Origin of the sequence: Streptomyces sp. NPDC048612 (genome assembly GCF_043199295.1) — a bacterium.
GTDB lineage: Bacteria > Actinomycetota > Actinomycetes > Streptomycetales > Streptomycetaceae > Streptomyces.
Map to the genome: position 1 here is coordinate 16393 of NZ_JBICVV010000011.1, position 21127 is coordinate 37519.

Below are 21127 nucleotides of genomic sequence, written 5' to 3' on the forward strand. Positions count from 1 at the left end.
TCCGTACAGCCCCGTTCACCAGGACGGTTCGCCCAGCACCTGGACGGAAGAACTGACCTGGGGCTCCGTTCCCGTCGGCCAGTCTTCCATTGAAGCTGCTCCCCTTACGGAACACCCCGGCAGGCCGAACCTCGGCGCCGGCACGGCCCCCGAGGCGCAGAGCACGCCCTCGGCCAACCTCGCCCGTCACGATCCGTCCGGCCGCGCCGGATGCCGACCGCATGCGAACCAAGCACAGTATTGGACCTGTTCGGCTATCTACGTCTGGCCGAAGGAGGCGCTCACCTCGGCGAAGGAGGCAGGGGCAGCGAGGGTCTGCTGGCAAGGCCCGCACGGGCCCCGCCCTGACCTTCCGTGCCGATCCGCTCGCGCGTCCTTCGGCGCGGCCGCCGGGGCCGGCCGGTCTCCCGGCCAGCCCCGGCGGCACGGCCCGCCCGGTGGCGCCGTCAAAGGGTGAGCGGCTTGGTCTTGTCTCCGGGGTCGGCCGCCGGCTTGTCCGGGTGGACCGCGACAAGCCTGGCGCCCTGGGCGAACCTGCTCTCGCGGCCGTGGAACTGGTAGCCGGCGCGCAGGAGTTGCAGCAGTTCGTGGCCCAGCATCGCCTGCGGGCCTCCCTCGTCGGCGGACTTCGCGCTGTCCCAGAGCGCGCTGTGTCCCAGGGCCTCGACCTCCTGCCAGAAGTTGGTCGCGTTGAGGGCCCCGCTGACCAGCATGCTCTGGATCTTCGACTCCAGCGGGGTGAGGATCTTGAAGACCGCACGCTCCTCGATGCCGCCGTCCATGAAGGCGTAGTTCACGGGGACAGACCACTTCCCCGTGTTCAGCCTCCGGCCCAGCCGGTCGTCCAGCGCGAGCCTGTCCCCGCCCTCCGGCTTCCCCTTCTGGTGCTCGGCCCAGTTCCCGGTATCGCCGGTGCGGCCGAGAACGAGCTTGTTCTTCGCCCTCGTGGCCGCCTGCCGGGTATCCGCCATCGTCTGCGACGACGTGGCAGTCAGATCACCGTGGATGGCGGCCTTGAGGTCCGCGCCGAGCTGGGCCTCGTCACGCGAGCCGGGATCACCCAGGTAGTCGGCAAGGGCCTCGATGGTGTCGTTGAGGTCCGGGTTCTTCATGATCCACTTGACGTCGCCCTGCGCCCATTTCGCGTAGTGCGCCCGGTAGTCCGCCAGGCTGCCCCCGAGCTGGTCGAAGAGCCTTTGGACCTCGTCGTCGATCCTGTCCGGGTGCTCGACGCGCTGGACATCACCCGGCCGCGCCGACCCCTGCGCCGCCTGGGCCGAGTGCTCCGCGGCGGGCGCGGGGCCCGCCGGCGCGGGCCCGCTCAGCACACGCCGGGCGTTCGCCTCCGCCTCACGCTCGAACCGGTCCGACGGGTCACTGACACGCAGGCCGTCGCCTCGGTCGGTCCCCGCCACCGGCCCCGTGCGCTGCTGGATCACATGCGTCAACTCGTGGGCCAGGGTGTGCCTGTCGAGGCCCCCGGCACCGGCGACGATGTGACTGCCGGAGGTGTAGGCGACCGCACCCACCTCGGCCGCGGAATCCTTGGCCGCGGAATCGGAGTGAATACGCACGTCGGAAAAGTCCGCACCGAAGCGCTGCTCCATGTCCGCACGTCTTGACTCATCCAGCGGCTGACCACTGCTGCGCAGCACCTCGTGCACGGCGGAGCGCTGCACCTGCTGCGCGCCATGGCCGCAGCCGGCGCCGTGCCGGTGCTCATCCCGCTCCCCGGAGTGCCCGGACTGACGCAGCAACTGCGCCACGGCAGCGTTGCCGGCCGTGCGCTGCAGAGCCAGCAGAGCATGGGGCGGCGGCCCGGACGCCCGCACCGCTGGCGTGCGGACTGTGGCGGCGTCAGCCTGGTTCGAGGCTCGGTCAGTCGCGTGGGCCTGCACAGAGTTCCCTTCGGTACACAGGTCGAACCCTCCACGTATACCCACAGCGCCCCGAAGGCCGCCAGGTACCGCCGGGCACACTCCCTGCCCAAACGGGCACGTTCGCATACCGCCCGCCAGCCTCTCCACCTCGGCGGAAGCCGTCACGCACCTCATGGCCCTGTGCGACGCGTGGGTCTGATCGGGGCGACTGCGAAGTGAGCGGGTGATCGTGGTCAGGGCGCACCCCGGATGTGGAGCGGTCAACATGTCTCACAGTCGCTGAGCCTGCTTGGGTGAGGCAGAACAGCTGTGGGTTGGAACATGGAGGCTGCAGTGCCTGTGCCTTCAACGGGACGTGTTCTCGGAGCAGTTGCTGCGCGACGCTGTTTCTGAACCCTGCTGGATGCGGGACGGTCTGATCCCTTGGAGTCAGCGATGCCGCAGCACACCAAAGCTCCACCGCGGGGGCGGGTGGGGCGGGCTGGGCCGCGCCCGTCGGCAGAACCAGGCCGCCCGCGCCCGGGCGCGACACCTCCAACGGCGGCGGTACCGGCCTCGGGCAGCAACGACTGACAAACGACGGTGACCAAAGCAATGACTCACCAGCCCATCGCGAAACGGCTGGGCCAGGAGGAGTTCCTGGCCCAGCCGCTGCACCGCGACCACCGCTACGTCCCCGGCACCGTGGCCGACCCTGACGCTCTCGTCTCCGTCTCCTGCGACACGCTCAACGACCTGATCACCACTCACCGCTCGGAAATGCCGCGGCTGCGACTGTCCGCCGGCGGCGAGATACCGGCCCAGCGTCGCCATGCCCTGCCCCGGCGCCCACCGCCGGCACACCGTCTGGCAGCGCACACCCACCCGGCCGCGATGCACCAGCGCCTTCCTCCGCCGCAGGGCTCCATCCCGACGACCATGCCCTGACCGGACCGGAGTGGGCTGACGTCGGCCACCGCCTCCCCCACGCCCCGGCGACGAGCACGGCTACCACTGGGACGCCGCCCAGGCCCGGCCTCTACCGGACCTCAGCCCGCCATGCGTTCCTGGCTCCCCATGGGTTCCAGCCCCGCCACGGGCCTGCGGAACAGGCCTGCCAGTAGTCCACTACAGACGCGGGCTACGCGCCTCGATCCGGTGGTCGAACGCGACACCGCCGACACCGACCGTGGTCACCCCGCCGTCGACGGTGAGAACGGCCCCGTTGACGTAGGACGCGGCGGGCGACAGCAGCCAGTCGATCGCCCCGGCGACCTCCTCCGGATCACCCGGCCGCCCGGCGGGAGTCAGCCGGCTCGCCTCCTCGTACCCCGCCTCGGCACCACCCGCCAGCCCCGCCTCCGCCGCAAACCGCGCCATCCGCTGGTCAGCCATCTCCGTACGTACCCAACCCGGGCACACCGCATTGGCCCGCAACCCCTGGGGCCCGTAATCAACAGCAAGAGAACGGCAGAGGTGCAGCAACCCCGCCTTCGACGTCGCATAAGCGGCGTTACCCACACTGTTACGGAGCGCGGCGACCGAAGCCACCGCAACCACCGCACCACGGGCCGCCAGCAGATGCGGCAACGCCGCACGCAGCAACAGGAACGGACCAGTGAGGTTGGTCCGCATCAGCTCCTCCCACTCCTCCACCTCGGTGTCACCGACCGCGCCACCCCGCCCGATGCCGGCATTGAGCACCACACCATCGAGCCTCCCGTAAGCCGCCACCGCCGTCTCCACAAGCTCACGCACAGCCTCCGGGTCAGCAGCGTCGGAAGGATGGGCCAGCGCCCCGGTCTCCTCCGCCACCCGGCGCAGCGGCCCAGGCCGCCGCCCCGAAACCACCACCCGGTGCCCACCCGCGCACAACAGCCGCGCGGTAGCCGCCCCGATTCCCGTCCCCCCACCCGTCACCAGGACAACACGCTGTTCCGACATAGTCGTTCCCCTCCGAAGTGATCAGCATCCAGTCCCCCGCACCACGAGCATACGAAGCACCGACACCACCAAACCGACCCAAGCAGCCTCACCGATACACACAACGCTGCACGCCCACCCCAAACAAGCCAGGTGGATCGTGGACGGCACGTTGATCCCGATGCGCGACCGGGAGCGTCAGCCACTTCCTCCCACGGCTACCGGTTCCCGGCGAACGTGCAGGTCATCATTGACACGGGCACAAGGCTGGTGATCGCCACCGCCCGGTCTGTTCCAGGCAACGGGCCGACGCCCGTGTGTAGCGGGAGTCCGGCCGCCTGACCGAATACGCCGCCGGGCATGACTGCCCTCGGCCACGGCGCGTACACCAACACCAGCCTCGTCCTCCCGCACCGCAAACGCCCTGACCGGGCCACTGCGACGCGGCGAGGAAGAGGAAACGGACAACGCCAGAGACCCGCGAGTGAGAGCCCACGCGAAGCACACGTTCGCCCGTATGAAGCACTGCCAAATCCTCCGCGACTGCCGGCAACACGGCAACGGACTCCATCACACGGTCGAGGCCGTCACCCACTTGCACAACCTCGCCCTGGCCGTCTGACGCACATTCGTCAATACCTGCCACTGACCTGCCTGATCACAGCCGCGCTTTAGCTCGGCAGCCTCACGCGAACCGCTGGTGGGATTCGAGCCCCCGGCATCCGGTCCTATTCTGCTGCGTTCTCCGTAGCGGCGATCGTCCGGCGCAGAAGGCCGCGCGTGGTCTCCAGGTCGGCGGCGCGCTGGTCGAGGACATTCAGCTGGTCACGGAGGCTGGTGAGAACGCCCGGACAGGGGCGCAGCGTCGCCTCGTCAGAGGTGCAGGGCAGGACCTGGCGGATGATGCGGGTGGGCAGGCCGGCGGCCAGCAGGGTGCGGATGCGCCGCACCGTCTCCACCGTCCGGTCGTCGTACTCGCGATAGCCGTTGGCACGGCGTTCTGAGTGAATCAGCTCCACACGCTCGTAGTAGCGCAGCAGGCGCTCGCTGACTCCGACACGTCGCGATAGCTCCCCGATCAGCACCGGCCACCCCCTCCATCTTGACCTTCCCACAGTGTCAGGGAGCAACAGTGCACAGGTCGGTCCCATTCCGGGCCGATGGCTAAGGACGGTGAACCATTGATCATCGATGCACACAGCCATGTCCACGACCCCGTCGACGCTCATGTGGGGCTGTTGGATGAGGCGGGGGTGGACCGGGCCGTGCTCTTCGCCACCCGTCCGCACCCGGAACGGGCCGGTGACCTTGCCTCGTTGCGCCGGGAAATGGCGGTCCTGGACGAGGCCATCGGGGGCCGGGCCGGCACGGTCGAGGGGCATCGCCGTGCGTGGGCGGAGTTGGACGCCGCACTCGCCGCGCGGCCGGAGCGGTTCATCGGCTTCCTGTCCGTGCCGCTGGACCTGGAGCCGGAGCAGATCGCCGCGACCGTGGAACGCGAGGTCGTCGGGCGCGGGCTGCACGGGATCGGTGAACTGACGCCGCCGCCGGGACGGGCAGGGATAGTCGAACCAGTGCTCCAGGCCGCGTCCGATCACGGTCGGCTACCCGTGGTTGTGCACGGATTCGCCCCGACCACGGCGGACGATCTCAAGACGCTGTCGGCTCTCGCCGGCCGCTATCCGACGGTTCCGCTGGTGATCAGCCAGCTCGGAGGACTGAACTGGATGGAGGCTGTCGAGCTGGTGCGGGACACTCCGAACATGTACCTGGAGCTGTCCACGGCCAACATCATCTTCGCGGTCCGGCTCGCCATCAAGGAGATCCCGGACCGGACCCTGTTCGGCTCGGACGCCCCGTACGGCGACCCGGTCCTCACCCGCGCGATGGTGGAGCGCGTCACCAGCCCGGGCGAGGTACGCGACCGGGTACTCGGCGGGACGATCGCCGAATTGGCCGGGCTCAGGTGAGGCACACCCGACGTCACCAGGTGCGACCCGACAGATGGAGCGCTCCGGGCGGCGAACCGTAGGGTCGCCGCCGGCTACCCGTCACACCTCGCCGTCCGGGCCGGGCGCCCACCCCACCCGACACCACAGCACACCCCGGCGACACCGAACGGATGGGAGTCAGGTGGGCTTCTGAGGCCCGTCGCTCCGTGTCTACGTCAAATCCCCTCTCAGAACACGATCGAGCGCCGCCTGGCCTGCGGGTCCCCATGCCGGCTTGCCGCCAGGAAGGCCCCGATCCCCGTTCTGGCCCATCAGCATGAGGAACAGGCTTTTCAGCGCAGCCAGCCCGCGGGCGCGCCGGATCGTCGCCTCGTCCGCATGCGCGTACCTGTCGAAGAATCGAGAGGCGGCGCCTGCGGGAAGGACCACCCATGCGGCCGCGAGGTCCCACGCCGGATCGCCGGCGAACATGTCACCGAAGTCGATCACGCCCGACAGCGTGCCGTCCGAGACGACGACATTCGCGGGATGAAGGTCACCGTGCACCCATACCGGCGGGCCCTCCCACTCGGGGGCCGCGACGGCATCACCCCAGACGGCCCGGACCGCGTCGGCAATGCCGTCGGGGGCAACGGCTTGAAAGAAGTGGTCGAAGCCGTCCGTGTACTTCTTGGGGTGAGCGCCACGGTCGGAACTGGTCGGCGCCTCGGTGGGCGCCTCCACATGGAGTGCCCTGAGGAAGCCCGCCAACGTGTCGGCCGCGTGGTCGCCGCGGCTGATCGAGGTGTGGTCCAGCGGCTCACCGGGAACCCACGTCATGATGCTCCAGGGCCTCGGGAAGCGTGCGGACGCTTCACCGATCCGCACAGGGCTCGGGACCGGGAGCGGCAGGCGCGGGGCCAGGACGGGCAGCCATCGGCGCTCTTTGCGTTGGAGTTCCGGGGCACGTTCTGAACGCGGCATGCGCACGGCCAACTCGTCGCCAAGGCGCCACTGTTGGTTGTCCCATCCACCCGCTACCTCACGGATGGCCAGCCCTGCAAGGTCCGGATGCTGCTCCTGCAGCAGGTCGTGGACCAGGTCTGCGGTGATCTCGATCTCGGAGTCGGTCATACCAGGCCACAGTACTGGGGCAGGTGAAGCGGCTCTCGCTCTCCGGAGGGCGGTCTCCCTCGGACGCCGTTAGGAGTCGGCGGCGCCGATGCACACCGGGCACGTTGAGTTGTGGACGATGCAGCGGACTCGCCCACCGGGCGGTGCGACTGTGCCGCACTCACCTCTGGTGGCGTCGGCGCAGGCGAGTGGAACGTCATGGCGGGCCGCCGGTACTTCCGTGAACGGCGCCGGAGCGGTGGCGGCTTGGGCGACGGGTACAGCGCCGCTCCGAGGAGATGTGGGAGCCATCAGGAAATGGGCTCAGTTCCCCGGCCGGGGTCTCGTGCCAGGAGCGCGGCCTGCGCGTGGTTCTCGCAGTCCAGCTTTGCCAGGATCGATCCGGCCCACATACGCCTTCATCGTGGCCTCGCCATATGATCCCGCTGCCCGGCGTGCGCCTTGGACAGGTCCTAGTCCGCCCTGCCCGTCGCTGCCACGGTCACGCCCAGGCCGATCATCGCGAAGCCGCCCGCCCCGCCGACCATGGAGAGGCGACGGTCCGAGCGTGCGAACCAGGAACGGGCTGCCGAGGCGCCCAGGCCCCAGAGGGTGTCAGTGATCATGCCGATGCCTACCGGGACCAGGCCCAACACCATCATCTGGGTGGGCACGTGGCCCGCAGCGTGGTTCACGAACTGGGGCAGTACCGCCGCGAAGAAGACGAGGCCCTTGGGGTTGGTGACACCCACGAAAATGCCGTCCAGGACTGTACGCAGATCGCTGCGCTGCTCGCCCGTGGGCGCCTCGATGTCCGCCGCGCGCATCTCCTTGCGGTGCCGGAAGGCCTGCACACCGAGGTAGATGAGATAGGCCGCGCCGGCCAGCTTCACGCCCATGAATACCGCCGCTGAGGTCTCCACCAGCGCGCCGAGGCCCCATGCCACGGCGCTCACCAGGACGTACGAGCCGATCAGGTTGCCCAGGACCGTCGCGAGCGCGGTACGGCGGCCGTGCGCGAGAGCCCTGCCGATCACGAACAGCACGCTCGGCCCCGGAATCACAATCACCAGTAGCGACATCGCCGCGAACGCGAGGACGCTCTCCGTGGACACCATGTGTCCGTCACCTCCTGGAATGGCTGCTGAGGGCTCATTCAAACAGAGGATGGATTCCCGGCTCCAGGCTCACCCACATGCTGATATGGCTGATATGCAAGGCCGCGAGCCTGCGGGCCGAGGCGCAGGGCGAGTGCTGCCGACGGTGATGAGGCACCTGGAGGTCAAGGCGATTGACGAGGCTCTGGATCTCTTCCGGTACTGATGGCGACGACGCGAAGACGCTGGCCGACCTGGTCAGCGAAAATTGAGTCCGAGCAGATCTCTTCCAGAATCTGCTGGATCTTGCCTGCCCGCAGCAGCATCATCTGTCTTTGCTGCCTCCATAGCCCTCTGAAGGGGCCGCTAATCTTCACGGATGGTTGACGAACCCATGATGGCAAGCGTGCAGATTGACGATGCGGGCCTCCTCCTGGTGAAGGACCCTCATGGGGGTGAGTCTTACCATTTCCCGCACCATGGCCAGGAGGCAGATATCGCGCACTGCTCTCTTTCCCTGGCCGAGGCGCTGCACGCGCGAATCCGGCCCGTCGGAACTGCTGAAAGGGTGCTTCGGAACTGGGCGACGGGCGGTCCGGTGGAGGCAGCTGCAATCTGGGACGATCCGACCGCAGCTGATCCGGTGCGAGTCAGGGCCGGCGCCGTCGTCATTCGCGACGGGCAGATGTTACTCATCGGCTTCGATGAGGACGGACAACCGTTTTACGAGATCCCCGGCGGCGGAGTCGAGACCGGGGAGACGCTGCACTCAGCGGCGGTCAGAGAGCTGCGAGAGGAGTCTGGCCTGACTGGAAGCGTGATCAAGGAGGTAGCCCGCGTCTGGAAGGACAATCGCCGAGAGCACTACTTCCTCCTGCACGCCGAAGGCGAGATCGGCGCCCGCGAAGAACTCGACAACCATGGCGGCACGCCAGCATGGGTTCCGATTGACCGGCTGCCTGCTACCCCGGTTTGGCCGCGGCGACTGGCTTGGCGCATCGCTCACTGGCACACGACAGGCTGGCCGACCGCGCCGGCCGAACTCGCCGACAGCATCCTCGACCTGCACGCCGATTGCACCTGGTAAAGGGCTCTGGAGCCCCGCGGCAGTGCCAGACCCACACCTCGTTAGCTCCTTCTGAAGCGACCCGTAAGCCGAGGCTGCCAGGGGCGGCCAGCCACGCGCCTTTGACCGCGCCAACCGCGATGACCTGGCAGGATAAATGTCATCCCCAGGACATGACTCAAGGGCCTGCCGGGTCGGCTGCCGATCCTCGTAGGCTCCATGGCATGTTCACATCGCGCAAAATCGAACGAGATGATCACTGGGAAGGCATCGTCATCCATAAATCCCGGGGAATGCTCGACGGCTCGAACATGTACCACTTCGTCGAAGTGCGCCTTGACGATGGTGAATCCATGAAGGTCCGGATCAGTCGCCGACTCTGGAAGTCGATCGAGGTCGACGATCGAATCGTCAAGCGGCCGGGCGCCGAACCGGCCAAGCAATAGCCCCTATAGCCCTTCAGGAGCCTGGACCACGGGCCTGGAGGTGTGGGAAGTCGCTACCCGCCGGTCCGGTGCCGCAAGGCCCTGGCCGGCTGAGCTCCGTCGGCGTGCGAGCACTGCATGGCGTAGGGGGCATGGGGCATCGGGGCATAGCCGCCGCCCGCCTGCACATCACGTTCGGCCTGGCTTTGCCCTGGTGTCGGTGCACGCAGCCAAGACATGGAGTTCCTGTGGGAAGCCGGTCCAGCGGAGTTCGGCGGGGAGGTGGCCGGTGTCGTTGAAGAGGAGGAGCGTCGGGGGGCGGTCGGGTGCGTAGCGGATGACGGTGAGGGCCGCGTTGGCGTGGTTGATGCCCAGCCACCTCCACTTCGGTGCGTCGAGGGCGGCTCGGATGAGCCAGCCGACGAGGAAGTTGTGGGTGATGACAAGCTCATGGCGTGGCTTGTCGCCGACGACGGGTCCGGTGAAATCCGCGAGCGCGGCCGCCGCGAGCGTGGGTCCCTGATCGCGTTCTTCGGCTGTGAACTGGCTCAGGAACTTGAGCCAGGCGTCGGCCGCCTCCGGTGGCAGTTCCTCGCGTGTCGGCAGGTAGGGAAGGTAGTCGCCGGCTGCTTCGGAGCGTCGGCGAGGGACACCGTCGAGCTGTTCACCGACCAGTTGGGCGGTCTGTTCGGCACGGGCGAGAGGTCCGTGGTGAATCGCCGCCAGTGGGACCCCGTGGAGCCGCTTCCCGAGCAGGGTGGCCTGCTGGCGGCCTGCATCCGTCAGTTCGCTTTCGTCCGAGGATGCCTCGCCGTGACGGGTGAGATAGAGGTAGCGGGCGGCCGTACCGGGCATGGGCGCGTCCTTCAGTGAAGTAGATTTTGCGGATTCGTGGAGGGACGCCGCTCCAGGCGAGCTGGTTCCACGAAGGGCTGGGGCTGCCCGATGCCCGCGGCCTGGTGCGTTTACGGAGTTGGAGTGGCCGGCGGCAAGACTCTGGGGGCCTGGCCCTGCCCGTGCCTATGGGGAGGCGGTTCTCACGCCTGGTGTCTCCACACCGAAGTGGGAACCGGTCCGCAGCACACGGCCGCGCCGGGCTGCCGTCACGCAGGGCCGGCCTCGACCTCCAGGAAGCGGCGGCCGCCGGGCCCAAGGACCTCCAGCGCCTCGAAGCCCCAGGTGCGCAGCACTGTCTGGCACCGCAGGAGGTGCTCGTGTTCTTGGAAGCGGACGCCGCTCCCCCGCGGCCCGACCCAGCGCACCAACACCTGTCCGAGGCGGTCACCTTCGCTGGTGCGATAGCCGACCCGCACCGGCTCGCCGTCCTCACTGGCGGCTGAGGGGGGAATGCCTTCGGCCTCCAGCAACAGGCTCACCGTGCGCAGCAGTCGACGCCGCTCCCACTCAGCGGGGCGTGCAGTCGCGTCGGGGCCGCGATTGGTGAGGCGACGGATCGTGCCGATGCTGTCGAGCGCGGCCCGAAGCTCAGCTGACCGGGCGCCGGTGTCGTTGCTTCCCGACATGTTGGGAAGTTCGCTGCCGGTGTGTACCCGCAGGTGGTCTCCCTGAGTGTCCGGTTCTCTCATCTCACACCAGCCTCGTCGATTCGGTGTCTTGAGTCCCTTCGGGCACCGGTCAAGGGTGCAGGTCAGCACGCCTCTTCAGGTGTTCAGAGGCGAAGGGGCTCATCAACCGGAGCGAACCCTGCACCTCGCCCCAGGTCACGCTGGCCCCCAGGGCGCAGTGTACGAGCGGAGCGCCAGCCACGCCGCCGTCATCCTTGGGAATGGGGTGGCGGCGACCAGCGGTCGGTTGGACATGTAGTCGTTGGCACCCGCGGCTGCACCGAGCTCAGCGCCGCCGCCTGCGGCGGTGCAGACCCGCTGTTCCAGACCGGAGGCCGTTCAGCCCGCTCGAAGGCAGCTGATGAGCGGCCGTAGTGGCGTCGGACTGAGAAGTGTTGCCCGCATGCGGTACTCACCCCGCTATGAGTCATCACGCCCATGCGGCATCGGGTGTGGGCCACTTAGCTTCAGGTCATGAACTCCGATGAGTGCCCCGAGGAAGCCCCGGCCGGGCGTGCGGAAACGGGCATGGTTTCGCTGGTGATGGGCTCGGCCGCCATTGCGCTGTACGGGAGTCCCTTTCTCCACTTCCTGCCGCCGTGGCTCCGGTACTTCCCCGTGTACCTCACCGTGCCCCTCGGGATCTGCGCGATTGTTTTCGGATTCACCGTTCTGTACCGCATGCGGGGCGATGAGGGAGCCAACCGTGGCCGGGCCCGGGCTGGAGTGGCGCTGGGCACGGTAGCCCTCGCGGTCCCTGTCACCTTGGTGGTGTGGCTGTCGTGGACGCTACAGCGGTGAGGGGCCAGGGAGTCAGTCCTGGAGTCGGTCCTGGAGTCAGTCCTGCATATGTGGCGCCGGTGGGCGGCTTCGGTGCGCGATGCGGGCGAGACGACCTCGCCGGCCCGGCTCGTCCTCAGCTGCCGTCACAGGCTCAGCAGCAGGTCCCGTACTGCGATGGGCCGGGACAGGAAGGGGTGGTGGCCCGTGTCGAGTTCGACGACGCTGCCGGCTCGGCGGGCGAACTCGCGCTGTAGGCGGGGTGGGGTGCCCCGGTCCTGGGTGCAGATGAGATACGTCGAGGGCACCTGCTGCCATGCGGCCGCCCCGACTGGCTGACCGGTCACCTGCACGCTCTGCCGGGCGAGATGGTGGGCTGCCTGTGCTTGGACCTCGGGGTCACAGTCCTGCAGGAAGGTGTTCACGAGGAACTCGGGGCGAACCCCGAAGGTGCCGGTGTCGGGGTCGACGTCGAGGAACGGGGCGGGGTCGGCGTCCCCGAAATCCGACAGGCTCTGGCCGACTTCGGGAAGGTAGCTGGAGACCATCACCAGGTGGCGTATCGTGCCGACGCCCGCGGCGGCTTCTGCGGTGACGATGCCGCCGTAGCTGTGGGCGACCACAACGGTTGGCTCGTCACTGTCCAGCAGCGCCTGCCGCACCGCCGCGATGTCCTCGGGCAGCCCCGGGCCGGCGGCGCCTGCGGGCAGCTCCGCCTCGCCGCAGCTCGGCAACGCCGGGGCCACGCTCAGCACCCCCCGCTCCTCCAGCAGCTCGGCTGTGCGGTGCCACCACCACGCCCCGTCCCGCACACAAGCCCCATGCACGAACACGACCCTCATCGCCACATCATCCTTAGCGGTGCGTCCTTTCGCTGGAAGCTACCAGCAGCCCTGTAGCGCAAGACGGAACACTGGTGCTCGCTGCGTGCCGGTGGGAGGCATTGCACGATGCGGTGCAGGCCGGTGTTGGTGTGCCGGTCGCCGGGCCGCGTTCTGAGCAGCGAGCGGGTCCGACTTGCCGCGCTGACGGCGGCCGGGCCGGTCCCGGGCCGGTTCGCAAGGCCAGCACGACACCGCCCAGGTTCGCGAAGTGCCAGCCGGCCGCGCGGCCCCGCCGTTTCGAAGGAACGGCGGGCACCGCGTCGGCCCTGGGCGAGAGTGGCGGTTACCTGGAGACGATCTTGCCCCAGCTCTGGGCGATGTCGTCCTTGGCGTGGCCCAGCTGCGACTCGCTCGGGATTCTCGGCGTGCCGGAGACCTTCGGCAGCTTGGCGGCCGCGGTCTTGTCGAGCGTGCCGTTCTTCTCCATGGCGGCCATCAGGGCCGGGCGGGCGTAGCCCTTGAGCCAGAGGTTCTGGCCCTCGGCGCTGTAGAGGTACTCCTGCCACAGTCGGGCGGCCGCCGGGTGCGGGGCCTCCTTGTTGATGGCCTGCGAGTAGTACTGCGAGAACTTGCCGTCCTTCGGGACCGTGACCTGCCAGTCGAGTCCCTTCCTCTTGAACTCGTCGGTGTACCTGGCGTTGAGGTAGTCCCAGTCGAGGACGATCGGCGTCTTGCCCTTCGTGATGGTGGCCGAGGTGGCCTGGACGGGCGTGTAGTTGCCGTCCTTCTTGAGCTTGGCGAAGAAGTCGATGCCGGGCTGGATGTAGTCGAAGGAGCCACCGTTGGCGAGGGCGGCCGCGTACACACTGGCGAAGGCCGAACCCGACTTGGTGGGGTCGCCGTTGAGCGCGATCAGCCCCTTGTACTCCGGCTTGAGGAGATCCTTGATGGTGGTGGGACAGTTCTCCACGCGCTTGGCATCGCAGCCGATGGAGACATAGCCGCCGTAGCCGTGGTACCAGCGGCTCATCGTGTCCTTCTGGCCATCGGGGATGTCGATGAAATCGGTGACCATGTACTGCGCGAGCAGATCGTCCTGGGCCGCGCTGTACGCGAAGGAGCTGCCGAGGTCGAGGACGTCGGGCGCCCGGTCCTTGCCCTTGCGGGAGGTGACGGCGTTGATCTCGTCCTGGCTGGCGCCGTTCGGGTTCTCCACCTCGACCTTGATGCCGTACTTCTTCTCGAAGCCGTCGATCAGCGCGCCGTAATTGGCCCAGTCGCGGGGGAGCGCGATGGCGTGCAGTGTGCCTTCCGCTTTCGCTGCCTTGATGAGCGCGTCCATGCCCCCGAAGTCCTTGGCCGTGATCGCGGTGGCCGCGCTCTCTCCGTCGGCGTTGGTCGACGCGTCGGGGCCCGCGCCACAGGCGCTGAGGACGAGTGTGGCGGCGACGAGGCCGCCGGTAAGGGCAGCGGCTCTCGGCAGGGTCTCGGTCACGGTCTCTCCAGAGGGGTACACAAGGGGGCACAGGGGACACAAGGGGATTCGCGTGGGGGGGTGAGAACTTGTGCGAATAACTCGTCTGAACAAGTTCGCCATAGTAGGCACGCTGTCACTGTCCGGTGCGTAACATCTTCAAAACTCTTGACGACCATTCCTGCACATCTGTGACACACGAGGACGTGTCACGCCGTCTCATCCACGCCGGCCGCGCCCCCGCACACAGCACGCCCCTCGGCTTGAGAGAGCTGTCGAGGGGCTGATCGGACCACGGCAGGGCGTGCGCCGGTTCAACGGTCCAGCGACTTTGTGGAAGGGCCCTGCACCTGGTCCGTCGTGGCCAGGCCGGACTGCCATGCCCAGGCGGCGATGCCCACACGGTTGCGGACCTGCAGCTTGCGCTGGAGGTTGGCCAGGTGGGACTTGACGGTGGCGAGGGAGATGAACAGTTCCTGGCCTATCTCCGTATTCGACAGCCCCCCGGCGACCAGCCCCGCGACCTCCTCCTCGCGCGGGGTCAGCGCCTCGGCGGACGGGCGCCCCGTCCGGGCGGCCGGCGGGGCGAGACGGTGCAGCATGCGCGCGGTGATCTGCGGGCTGATGAGCGCGTCGCCGGACATCGCCGCGCGCACGGCCTCGACCAGCAACGTCGGTCCGGACCGCTTCAGCAGGAAGCCCGAGGCGCCGTCACGGAGTGCGCTGTGCACGTAGGCGTCAAGGTCGAAGGTGGTGACCACGATGACCCGGGCCTGCGGATCATCCGCGTCGGGCCCGGCTAGCCGCCGGGTCAGTTCCAGGCCGTCGAGGTGCGGCATCCGGATGTCCGCGAGCACCACATCGGGACGGAGGCGCCGGGCGGCGTCGAGCGCGGCGACACCGTCGGCCGCCTCGGCGATGACGGCCATGTCGGGTTGGGCGTCCAGGACGAGGCGGAAGCCGCTGCGGATGCTCGCCTGGTCGTCCGCCAGGAGGATTCGAATGATGCCGGGAGCGGTCACGCGACGGTCTCCTCGTGTGCGGTGTGCCGGGCGAGGCTCGTCCGGCCGTGCCGAACCGCCGTCGGCAGCGCGCCGCAGGGTAACGGCAGGGTGGCCGCCACCTGCCATCCGGCGGTCCCGTGCGGCCCGGCGGCCAGGGAGCCGCCGAGGGCTTCGGCCCGGTCGGCGAGACCGGCCAGTCCTCCGCCGCTCCACGCGCGGTCCGGAAGCGGTGAGGTACGGGCGGCGGTCCCGGCACCGTCCGAGTCGGTGACGGTGAGACGCAGCGCGACGCCGTCCCGGTACGGCACCCGTCGGGCGGCGACGTCGACGGCGGCTGCCATGGGGGCATGGCGGCGCACGTTGGTGAGGGATTCCACCACGATCCGGTAGCCGGTGGCGCTGATCTGTGCAGGCAGCTCGTCCAGCGCACCGGCGGTCACGTCGAGACGGGCCAGGACCGTTCCGGTGCGGGTGAACCGTGCGACAAGCTCCGGAAGTTCGGAAAGATCGCGCCGCCCTCCGCCCCCGTCGCCGTCTCCGTCTCGTCCCCGGCTTCCAGCCTCCCCGTCTCGCTCCCCGCTTCCGACCTCTCCGTCACCTTCGCCGTCACCTTCGCCGCCTCCCTCCCCGTTGAGTGTCCACACCGTGCGGTCCATCGCAGCCAGTGCCTGCATGCCCGCTTCTTCGATCCTCGGCAGCAACTCCACTGCCCGCACAGGGTCTTCCTGTGCCAGGAACCGCGCCGCCTGTGCCAGGACCACCACCCCCATGACGTCGTGTGACGCGAAGTCATGCAGGTCACGCGCGACTTCGAGGCGCTGTGCGCGACGCTGTGCCGCGAGGGCCCGGCGCCGCGTGGAGTCCAGGCCGCGCAGATAGCAGCCGGACGCGGCGGCACCCGCCGCCAGCAGGGACCAGATCAGGCACAGCACCCCGGTCTCCGCCGTATCAGCGGGCGGGTCCAGATACGGGCCGATCCGCATCGGCAGCGCCGCGATCGCGGTCACCTGCACGGAGGCGAGGACGATCGCCCGGCCCCTCCCCTTCGTCCGGCGCACCGTCGGCACCAGGAGGGTGAGCAGTGCGAGCGTCTCCAGGACCCACCACCAGCCCGTGACGTTGGATACCGGTCCCCGAAAGCAGGCCGTCACCGTCACCGAGGCCGTGCCAGCGACGAGGCCCGTGCACCGACGGGCCGACAGCCGTTGTGGCAGCCGGGCCACTGTCGCCAGTGCCGCAGCGGCCACCAGCAGGCCCACGGCGACGATCACCCCGCCCGCGGCAGGCCCGGTCACCCAGGCAGCGCCGGCCATGCCGAGGAACAATAAGCCGCTGAGGACGCGTATGCCGGACATGTAGGGGTCGCTCATGAGTGCCGACCTTATGAGACACGGCAGTTGGGCCCGGCGGCGGCCTGCATCCGGGCTCAGTCCCGCTCAGTCCCGCTCGTTCCACCACGGGCGGGTGCCGGCGTGGCTTCGCAGTGCGTTGGTCGCGCAGTGCACTTCGCCGCCGACGGTGCCGAGGTGGTGCGCGTAGTCCCAGTCCTCCACCCACTCGATCCGGGTGCCGGTCCGTCGCAGGACCTGCTCGGCGGCCCGCTCGAAGACGTCCCGGCCGCCCGCTGCCGGGGCGTGCTGGCGCGGCGCCAGGTAGACCCCGGTTCCGGTGCTGACTCCATTGGACGCGCCAGGCAGGTAGTTGGCGACCACGTCGTGCCGCGGGTACCCGGCAGGCAGATCGATCACGTGGAACAGGGCAGGGACGCGCACGATGTCCTGCTCCGTCAGCCCGGCCCGGACGCGCAGGGTGCGCAGGGCGGCGTCGATGCCGCGCCGGGCGACCTCGGTGCCCCGGGTGAGGGACGGCGTGCGCAGGGCGGCGACGACGGTCAGTCCGGGGTCCGCGGTGTCTTTGGGGGCGATGCCACGGACCAGCGGTCGGCCGCCCTGACCGTGCTGGACGAGATCGCTCAGCAGCTTCCGGCCGAGGTCGGGGTCCGAGACGACGGCAACCCAGCCCCGGGTGTTCCGTGCCGGGACGAAGGACAGGAACTCGTCGATGTGGCCGACCCCCAGCCAACTGGTGTCCAGTGCGATCGGCCGCTGGTAACCCTGGGCGGAGAGCATCCGGAGGAAGGAGGTGTCCGGGGACTCCTTGCCACCGTTCCCGCCATAGATGATCCGCCCGACCGGATAGCGGTGGCCACGCCAGGTGTAGGGCGGGAGGGTGCCGAAATTCCCGGTCGAGCTGAAGGAGCCGTAGTACTGGCTGTCCTTGCTGCCGACGCGTCGGGGATTGTACTGCTGGAGCACTCCCGTGCCAGGGCCACGGAGCAGCGGGAACGCACTGCGCGAGGCGTCCCGCAGCGGGAACGCGCGCGTCGCCGTGCCCGGCATGACATCCGCGGAACGGAGGAGCACGGTGACGCGGTGCTCCCGGCCGCCGGGAGCGGGTATGGAGGCATAGGCGGTCTTGAACAGGTCCTGCATCCAGACGTCGTCGCCCGTGGGGTAGTTGTACAGGGGGGCGGTCAGTCCTGCCCGGTCGAGGCCACGCCGCAGGTCGTGGCGGAACACGGCTTCTCCGGGCCGTACGGGCCGTGGCTGCGCGGAGGTGTCGTAGCGCCTGCCGCGCTCCACCTCGGCGGGCTCGGTGGTGTGATCGGCCGTCATCATGCGTCGCATCGGCATCAGATCGTGCTCGAACACCAGGGGCGCGACGCGGAGCCGCACCCGGTCCTCGGCGGTGTGGCCGCGACGGTCGACCCTCAGCACGAGGTCGGCGAAGCCGTTCCACTTCTTCGGATCGCGCACGAAGTCCCGCGCCTCGATCCCCAGACGGACACCATGGCGCAGCTCACGGGTGGTCAGCGGGTCGTCGGGCCCCAGCCGGACCATACGGCCGTGACGCTCGGCGAAGATCCCGACGTGGTCCCGGGAAGCGGGGTCCGCGGTGACGGTGGCGGTGGTTCCCGCCGCGGCCCGCGGGTCGGCGGCGATCTGCGCGGGGGCGAGGTCGGCGAGGTCGGCCGGTCCGTTGACGACGGTGTCCGCGGCATCGTGGCAGGCGGCGAGGCGGTCGTCGTGCAGCCGCGCGCCCGCGGGGCCGGCGGTAGGGCAGCGCCGCTGGTCATCGTCCACATTGGGCAGCATCAGCGCGCCACGGCCGCGGGTCCACGTGCCCTTGCCGAGGTCGTCGGCCGGGGTGATCTCGCCGTCCCGGTTCGTGTCCACCCGGAGTGCCGGCCCGGGCGGCGCCGCGTGCGCGGTACAGCCCAGGAGTGTCCCCGCCGCGACCGTGAGCAGGGCCGCTCCGAGCGCGCCCGCTCTCAGGCGACCGCAACGGCGCCCCCAGCGGGGAATCGTTCCCGGCCAAGGTGCGGAGCGGGTGGCGGAGGTGGGCACGGAGGTGTCGTCGTCCATGGCCTCACCCTCCGTGACGGGCGGGCCGCCGGACATCCACCGGACGGTGGGCCCCTTCCTGTGAGACGGCGGCCGTCTCATCCTTTCGGTGGTCCCCGCGCGAAGGAGCGGCCCACCGCCCCGACGCAGGTGCTCGTCACCTCCTCGGCTCCCGACCTGCCTCGCGCACGTACGATGCCGCCGGGCCCGGCCGGACATCGCACCTCCAGCGCCTGTCCCGGCCGCGTCAGCAAGGCAGCACGGCAGCAGCCACCGCCGAAGTGGATCACCAGGTGACCGCCCTCACACGCATGGGTTGTTTGAAGCGGGGTAGGCGGCCAATGCGCTTGAGCGTCTCTGGCGCACAGGGAGGGCATGATGACCACCGTCGTGAACGACACCGCCGGCACCGCGCGCACCGCCGAGGTGGGCATGGCCCTGCCGGAGGTGGAGTGCCCGAGTGCGGTCGCCCCCAGGGACGCCCGAGACCTGTCGAGGCGGTTCTTCGACCGGCTGCGGGAGCTGGACGAGGGCACACACGAGTACCAGTACGCGCGCAACACCCTCATCGAGATGAACATCTCGATGGTGCGCTACGTCGCCCGCCGCTACCGCAACCGCGGCGACGACATGGAGGACATCATCCAGGTCGGCACGATCGGTCTGATCAAGGCCATCGACCGGTTCGACCTCTCGCGTGAGGTGGAGTTCTCCACCTTCGCCGTCCCCTACATCCTCGGTGAGATCAAGCGGTTCTTCCGCGACACCGGCTGGGCCGTCCATGTGCCCCGACGTCTTCAGGAGCTGCGCAGCGACCTGGCCAAGGCCAAGGAAGCGCTGCACATCGAGCTCGACCGCGAACCCACCGTCCGCGAACTCGCCACCCACCTCGACCTGTCCGAGGAAGAGGTCATCGAGGGGGTCGTCGCGTCCAACGGCTACACCGCCGGCTCCCTCGACACCCCCGCCGACCCTGCCCCGTCCGAGGGGGCTCGTGCCCTGGCCGACGTCCTGGGCGAGGAGGACCCCGGCATGGAGACGGTCGAGGACCTCCACACGCTCGCGCCCCTGCTGCACCAGCTCGACGAGCGCGAACGCCTCCTGATCGAGATGCGCTTCGGGCAGGAGCTGACCCAGTCCCAGATCGGCGCCGAACTCGGTGTCTCGCAGATGCATGTGTCCCGCCTGCTCACCCGCACCCTGGCCAAGCTCCGCAAGGGCATGCTCACCGACCGCTGACCGACACGGCTCAGTTCCAGCAGGCAGGAACACCCATGCTGTCCCGTGGCTGGGCTCGCCCACGTCGGCAGACTCGTTCAGGAGGGGCGGGCCTCCGGCCACGCCGGGACAGTGTGATGGGGCCGCAGCCCGGACGGGAATCCGCGCTGCGGCCCTGCGCGGCCGGAGGGCTCAGTGTCCAGTGGTGTGGAGCTGGGTCTTGAGGAAGGAGACGACGGTCTGCCAGGACGGGTGGGCGGGAGCGGGCCGTGTGGTGTGGCCGTGGCGGGTGGTTTCCTGGGAGGCGCCGCGCTGGGCGTCGGGGTCGCTGAGCATCTCCAGGAACGTGCCGTGTCCGGTGTTCGGGAAGGAGAAGAAGCGGGCGTCCTTGTGTGCGGCGGCCAGCTTGTCGAAGAGCAGCCGGCTCTGGTGGTAGGGCACGAGCTTGTCCTGCTTGCCGTGGAACATCAGGAAGGGCGGGATCTTCCGGTCGCTGATGTAGGTGAGCGGGCTGGCTGCGGCGGCCTTGTCGGTGCAGTCGTTGATGGCGCAGCCGAGCAGTCGTGATTCCGGTGAGTTGGGGTTGGCGTGGCAGTCGCCGGGCACGGAGCCGTCCTTGCCCGGCTTGCAGTCGATGGGCATGTGCTCGTCCATCTGCAGGAAGTCGACGGGCGGGTAGAACGGTATGGCCGCCTGGACGGCGCTGGAGGGGCCGTTGACGCCGACGGTGCCCTCCAGCTTGGGCAGGTCTCCGGTGACGGCCGCCATGGTGGTGGCCCAGCCGCCGGAGGACTCACCCATGATCGCGAAGCGTCGCGGGTCCAGGTGGTACTTCGCGGCGTTGGCACGCAGCCACCGGATGGCGCCCTTGATGTCGTGCAGCTGTGCCGGGAACTGGGCCTGTGAGCTGGAACGTACGGCCACGCCGGCCACGGCGAAACCGTGTGGGTTGAGCTGTGCGGCGACCTTGTCGGCGTCCATGCGGCCGTTGTCGGCCATCCAGCCCGAGCCATGGGTGAAGATCACCAGAGGGGCCGGGCGGCGGGACTTCGGGACGTACAGGTCCAGCTTGTGGCCCTGTGTGCCGGTGGGCTGGGCGGCGGCGTAGGAGAGATCTTTGGTGACGTCGACGTCCGGTGACGAGGCTGCGGGGACGTCTCTGGCCCCGAGGGTGGTGGCCGCGACGGCCACCAGTGCCGCCAGCAGGACGAGGAGGGGAACGCTGCGGATCGGTGTTCGCAGGAGGCTGCGAAGCATGGCTTTCACTCCATTTCGACTGAGTTGAGGGATGGCAGGTGGGGGCTGTGAGGGGTGGTCGGAGGGGCGGTCCGAGGCGGGTACTCGGCGCCGGGCCTGGGGGCGCGCCTACGTTGGTGTGGGGGGCGGCGTTCGGCCGGTGGGACACCGGTATGGCCGTGACCGCGGCGCTCCCCCATCGGCGGAG

Annotated in this window: 19 protein-coding genes and 2 pseudogenes; 8 read left to right on the forward strand and 13 right to left on the reverse strand. The window is 69.3% G+C overall.

All coding sequences use genetic code 11. The features are described 5' to 3' along the window. Nucleotides 1-446: 446 nt before the first annotated feature. On the reverse strand, nt 447-1766 hold the full coding sequence (locus ACGFN2_RS18410) for a DUF4157 domain-containing protein (RefSeq protein WP_393361526.1): 1320 nt from the start codon (nt 1764-1766) through the stop codon (nt 447-449). 708 nt (nt 1767-2474) lie between these two features. Between ACGFN2_RS18410 and ACGFN2_RS18415 the strand changes: the two genes are divergently transcribed. Next, entirely contained in the window at nt 2475-2807 is a 333-nt protein-coding gene (locus ACGFN2_RS18415) for a hypothetical protein (protein WP_393361528.1), read from the forward strand. Nucleotides 2808-2987: 180 nt separating this feature from the next. On the opposite strand, the gene ACGFN2_RS18420 is transcribed toward ACGFN2_RS18415, so the two are convergent. Next, complete coding sequence (locus tag ACGFN2_RS18420; protein ID WP_362614763.1) at nt 2988-3803, reverse strand: SDR family oxidoreductase; 816 nt, start codon at nt 3801-3803, stop codon at nt 2988-2990. A gap of 133 nt (nt 3804-3936) precedes the next feature. On the opposite strand from ACGFN2_RS18420, the pseudogene ACGFN2_RS18425 reads away from it, so the two are divergent. Together ACGFN2_RS18425 and ACGFN2_RS18430 are read left to right on the forward strand one after the other, a co-directional pair. After that, nucleotides 3937-4085 (forward strand): annotated as a pseudogene (locus ACGFN2_RS18425) (IS5/IS1182 family transposase); the annotation flags it as partial. A gap of 69 nt (nt 4086-4154) precedes the next feature. Next, a pseudogene (locus tag ACGFN2_RS18430) lies at nt 4155-4404 on the forward strand (IS5/IS1182 family transposase); the annotation flags it as partial. Between the two features lie 106 nt (nt 4405-4510). On the opposite strand, the gene ACGFN2_RS18435 reads toward ACGFN2_RS18430, so the two are convergent. Further along, nucleotides 4511-4867: a MerR family transcriptional regulator gene (locus ACGFN2_RS18435; RefSeq protein ID WP_393361530.1), complete on the reverse strand. Its 357-nt coding sequence runs from the start codon at nt 4865-4867 to the stop codon at nt 4511-4513. Between the two features lie 96 nt (nt 4868-4963). On the opposite strand from ACGFN2_RS18435, the gene ACGFN2_RS18440 reads away from it, so the two are divergent. Beyond that, nucleotides 4964-5752, forward strand: coding sequence for an amidohydrolase family protein (locus ACGFN2_RS18440; RefSeq protein ID WP_362614759.1), 789 nt, complete (start codon nt 4964-4966; stop codon nt 5750-5752). Nucleotides 5753-5944: 192 nt separating this feature from the next. On the opposite strand, the gene ACGFN2_RS18445 is transcribed toward ACGFN2_RS18440, so the two are convergent. Together ACGFN2_RS18445 and ACGFN2_RS18450 are read right to left on the reverse strand one after the other, a co-directional pair. Beyond that, complete coding sequence (locus ACGFN2_RS18445; RefSeq protein WP_362614756.1) at nt 5945-6847, reverse strand: aminoglycoside phosphotransferase family protein; 903 nt, start codon at nt 6845-6847, stop codon at nt 5945-5947. 452 nt (nt 6848-7299) lie between these two features. After that, nucleotides 7300-7944 (reverse strand): LysE family translocator, encoded by a 645-nt coding sequence (locus tag ACGFN2_RS18450; protein WP_362614755.1) that lies wholly within the window; start codon nt 7942-7944, stop codon nt 7300-7302. Nucleotides 7945-8302: 358 nt separating this feature from the next. Between ACGFN2_RS18450 and ACGFN2_RS18455 the strand changes: the two genes are divergently transcribed. After that, on the forward strand, nt 8303-9010 hold the full coding sequence (locus ACGFN2_RS18455; RefSeq protein WP_393361535.1) for an NUDIX domain-containing protein: 708 nt from the start codon (nt 8303-8305) through the stop codon (nt 9008-9010). A gap of 203 nt (nt 9011-9213) precedes the next feature. Continuing rightward, nucleotides 9214-9435 (forward strand): hypothetical protein, encoded by a 222-nt coding sequence (locus ACGFN2_RS18460; RefSeq protein WP_362614753.1) that lies wholly within the window; start codon nt 9214-9216, stop codon nt 9433-9435. 168 nt (nt 9436-9603) lie between these two features. Here ACGFN2_RS18460 and ACGFN2_RS18465 read toward each other — a convergent pair whose 3' ends face one another. Both ACGFN2_RS18465 and ACGFN2_RS18470 read right to left on the reverse strand, forming a co-directional pair. Continuing rightward, nucleotides 9604-10269 (reverse strand): histidine phosphatase family protein, encoded by a 666-nt coding sequence (locus ACGFN2_RS18465; RefSeq protein WP_393361538.1) that lies wholly within the window; start codon nt 10267-10269, stop codon nt 9604-9606. 248 nt (nt 10270-10517) lie between these two features. Further along, the gene (locus ACGFN2_RS18470) at nt 10518-10937 is read right to left on the reverse strand and encodes a hypothetical protein (protein WP_393361541.1); all 420 of its coding nucleotides are present in this window, start codon (nt 10935-10937) and stop codon (nt 10518-10520) included. 516 nt (nt 10938-11453) lie between these two features. Here ACGFN2_RS18470 and ACGFN2_RS18475 point away from each other — a divergent pair. Then, nucleotides 11454-11780, forward strand: coding sequence for a DUF4190 domain-containing protein (locus ACGFN2_RS18475; RefSeq protein ID WP_393361544.1), 327 nt, complete (start codon nt 11454-11456; stop codon nt 11778-11780). Between the two features lie 125 nt (nt 11781-11905). Here ACGFN2_RS18475 and ACGFN2_RS18480 read toward each other — a convergent pair whose 3' ends face one another. The 5 genes from ACGFN2_RS18480 to ACGFN2_RS18500 all read right to left on the reverse strand — a co-directional run bounded on the left by ACGFN2_RS18480 (nt 11906) and on the right by ACGFN2_RS18500 (nt 18486). Continuing rightward, the gene (locus tag ACGFN2_RS18480) at nt 11906-12601 is read right to left on the reverse strand and encodes an alpha/beta hydrolase (RefSeq protein ID WP_393361547.1); all 696 of its coding nucleotides are present in this window, start codon (nt 12599-12601) and stop codon (nt 11906-11908) included. A gap of 325 nt (nt 12602-12926) precedes the next feature. After that, entirely contained in the window at nt 12927-14078 is a 1152-nt protein-coding gene (locus tag ACGFN2_RS18485) for an ABC transporter substrate-binding protein (protein WP_393361550.1), read from the reverse strand. Nucleotides 14079-14371: 293 nt separating this feature from the next. Then, the gene (locus ACGFN2_RS18490) at nt 14372-15079 is read right to left on the reverse strand and encodes a response regulator (protein ID WP_393361553.1); all 708 of its coding nucleotides are present in this window, start codon (nt 15077-15079) and stop codon (nt 14372-14374) included. Further along, entirely contained in the window at nt 15076-16431 is a 1356-nt protein-coding gene (locus tag ACGFN2_RS18495) for a sensor histidine kinase (protein ID WP_393361556.1), read from the reverse strand. The genes ACGFN2_RS18490 and ACGFN2_RS18495 overlap by 4 nt, the downstream gene beginning before the upstream one ends. Before the next feature lie 66 nt (nt 16432-16497). Beyond that, nucleotides 16498-18486, reverse strand: coding sequence for a protein-arginine deiminase family protein (locus ACGFN2_RS18500; RefSeq protein ID WP_393361559.1), 1989 nt, complete (start codon nt 18484-18486; stop codon nt 16498-16500). A 357-nt stretch (nt 18487-18843) separates the two neighbouring features. Here ACGFN2_RS18500 and ACGFN2_RS18505 point away from each other — a divergent pair, with 357 nt between their 5' ends. Beyond that, nucleotides 18844-19704 carry an RNA polymerase sigma factor SigF gene (locus tag ACGFN2_RS18505; protein WP_393361562.1) on the forward strand — a complete coding sequence of 287 codons (861 nt, stop codon included), beginning with the start codon at nt 18844-18846 and terminating at the stop codon, nt 19702-19704. Nucleotides 19705-19875: 171 nt separating this feature from the next. Here the strand turns inward: ACGFN2_RS18505 and ACGFN2_RS18510 are convergent, their stop codons facing one another. Then, complete coding sequence (locus ACGFN2_RS18510) at nt 19876-20940, reverse strand: alpha/beta fold hydrolase (RefSeq protein ID WP_393361565.1); 1065 nt, start codon at nt 20938-20940, stop codon at nt 19876-19878. Between the last annotated feature and the right edge of the window lie 187 nt (nt 20941-21127).

Excerpts from the sequence above, each read along its gene's own strand:
- ACGFN2_RS18465 (WP_393361538.1), bottom strand. The coding sequence starts at position 10,269 with ATGCCCGGTACGGCCGCCCGCTACCTCTATCTCACCCGTCACGGCGAG.
- ACGFN2_RS18505 (WP_393361562.1), top strand. The coding sequence starts at position 18,844 with ATGACCACCGTCGTGAACGACACCGCCGGCACCGCGCGCACCGCCGAG.
- ACGFN2_RS18445 (WP_362614756.1), bottom strand. The coding sequence starts at position 6,847 with ATGACCGACTCCGAGATCGAGATCACCGCAGACCTGGTCCACGACCTG.
- ACGFN2_RS18415 (WP_393361528.1), top strand. The coding sequence starts at position 2,475 with ATGACTCACCAGCCCATCGCGAAACGGCTGGGCCAGGAGGAGTTCCTG.
- ACGFN2_RS18450 (WP_362614755.1), bottom strand. The coding sequence starts at position 7,944 with ATGGTGTCCACGGAGAGCGTCCTCGCGTTCGCGGCGATGTCGCTACTG.
- ACGFN2_RS18500 (WP_393361559.1), bottom strand. The coding sequence starts at position 18,486 with ATGGACGACGACACCTCCGTGCCCACCTCCGCCACCCGCTCCGCACCT.
- ACGFN2_RS18460 (WP_362614753.1), top strand. The coding sequence starts at position 9,214 with ATGTTCACATCGCGCAAAATCGAACGAGATGATCACTGGGAAGGCATC.
- ACGFN2_RS18455 (WP_393361535.1), top strand. The coding sequence starts at position 8,303 with ATGGTTGACGAACCCATGATGGCAAGCGTGCAGATTGACGATGCGGGC.
- ACGFN2_RS18480 (WP_393361547.1), bottom strand. The coding sequence starts at position 12,601 with ATGAGGGTCGTGTTCGTGCATGGGGCTTGTGTGCGGGACGGGGCGTGG.
- ACGFN2_RS18475 (WP_393361544.1), top strand. The coding sequence starts at position 11,454 with ATGAACTCCGATGAGTGCCCCGAGGAAGCCCCGGCCGGGCGTGCGGAA.
- ACGFN2_RS18470 (WP_393361541.1), bottom strand. The coding sequence starts at position 10,937 with ATGTCGGGAAGCAACGACACCGGCGCCCGGTCAGCTGAGCTTCGGGCC.
- ACGFN2_RS18510 (WP_393361565.1), bottom strand. The coding sequence starts at position 20,940 with ATGCTTCGCAGCCTCCTGCGAACACCGATCCGCAGCGTTCCCCTCCTC.
- ACGFN2_RS18495 (WP_393361556.1), bottom strand. The coding sequence starts at position 16,431 with ATGAGCGACCCCTACATGTCCGGCATACGCGTCCTCAGCGGCTTATTG.
- ACGFN2_RS18420 (WP_362614763.1), bottom strand. The coding sequence starts at position 3,803 with ATGTCGGAACAGCGTGTTGTCCTGGTGACGGGTGGGGGGACGGGAATC.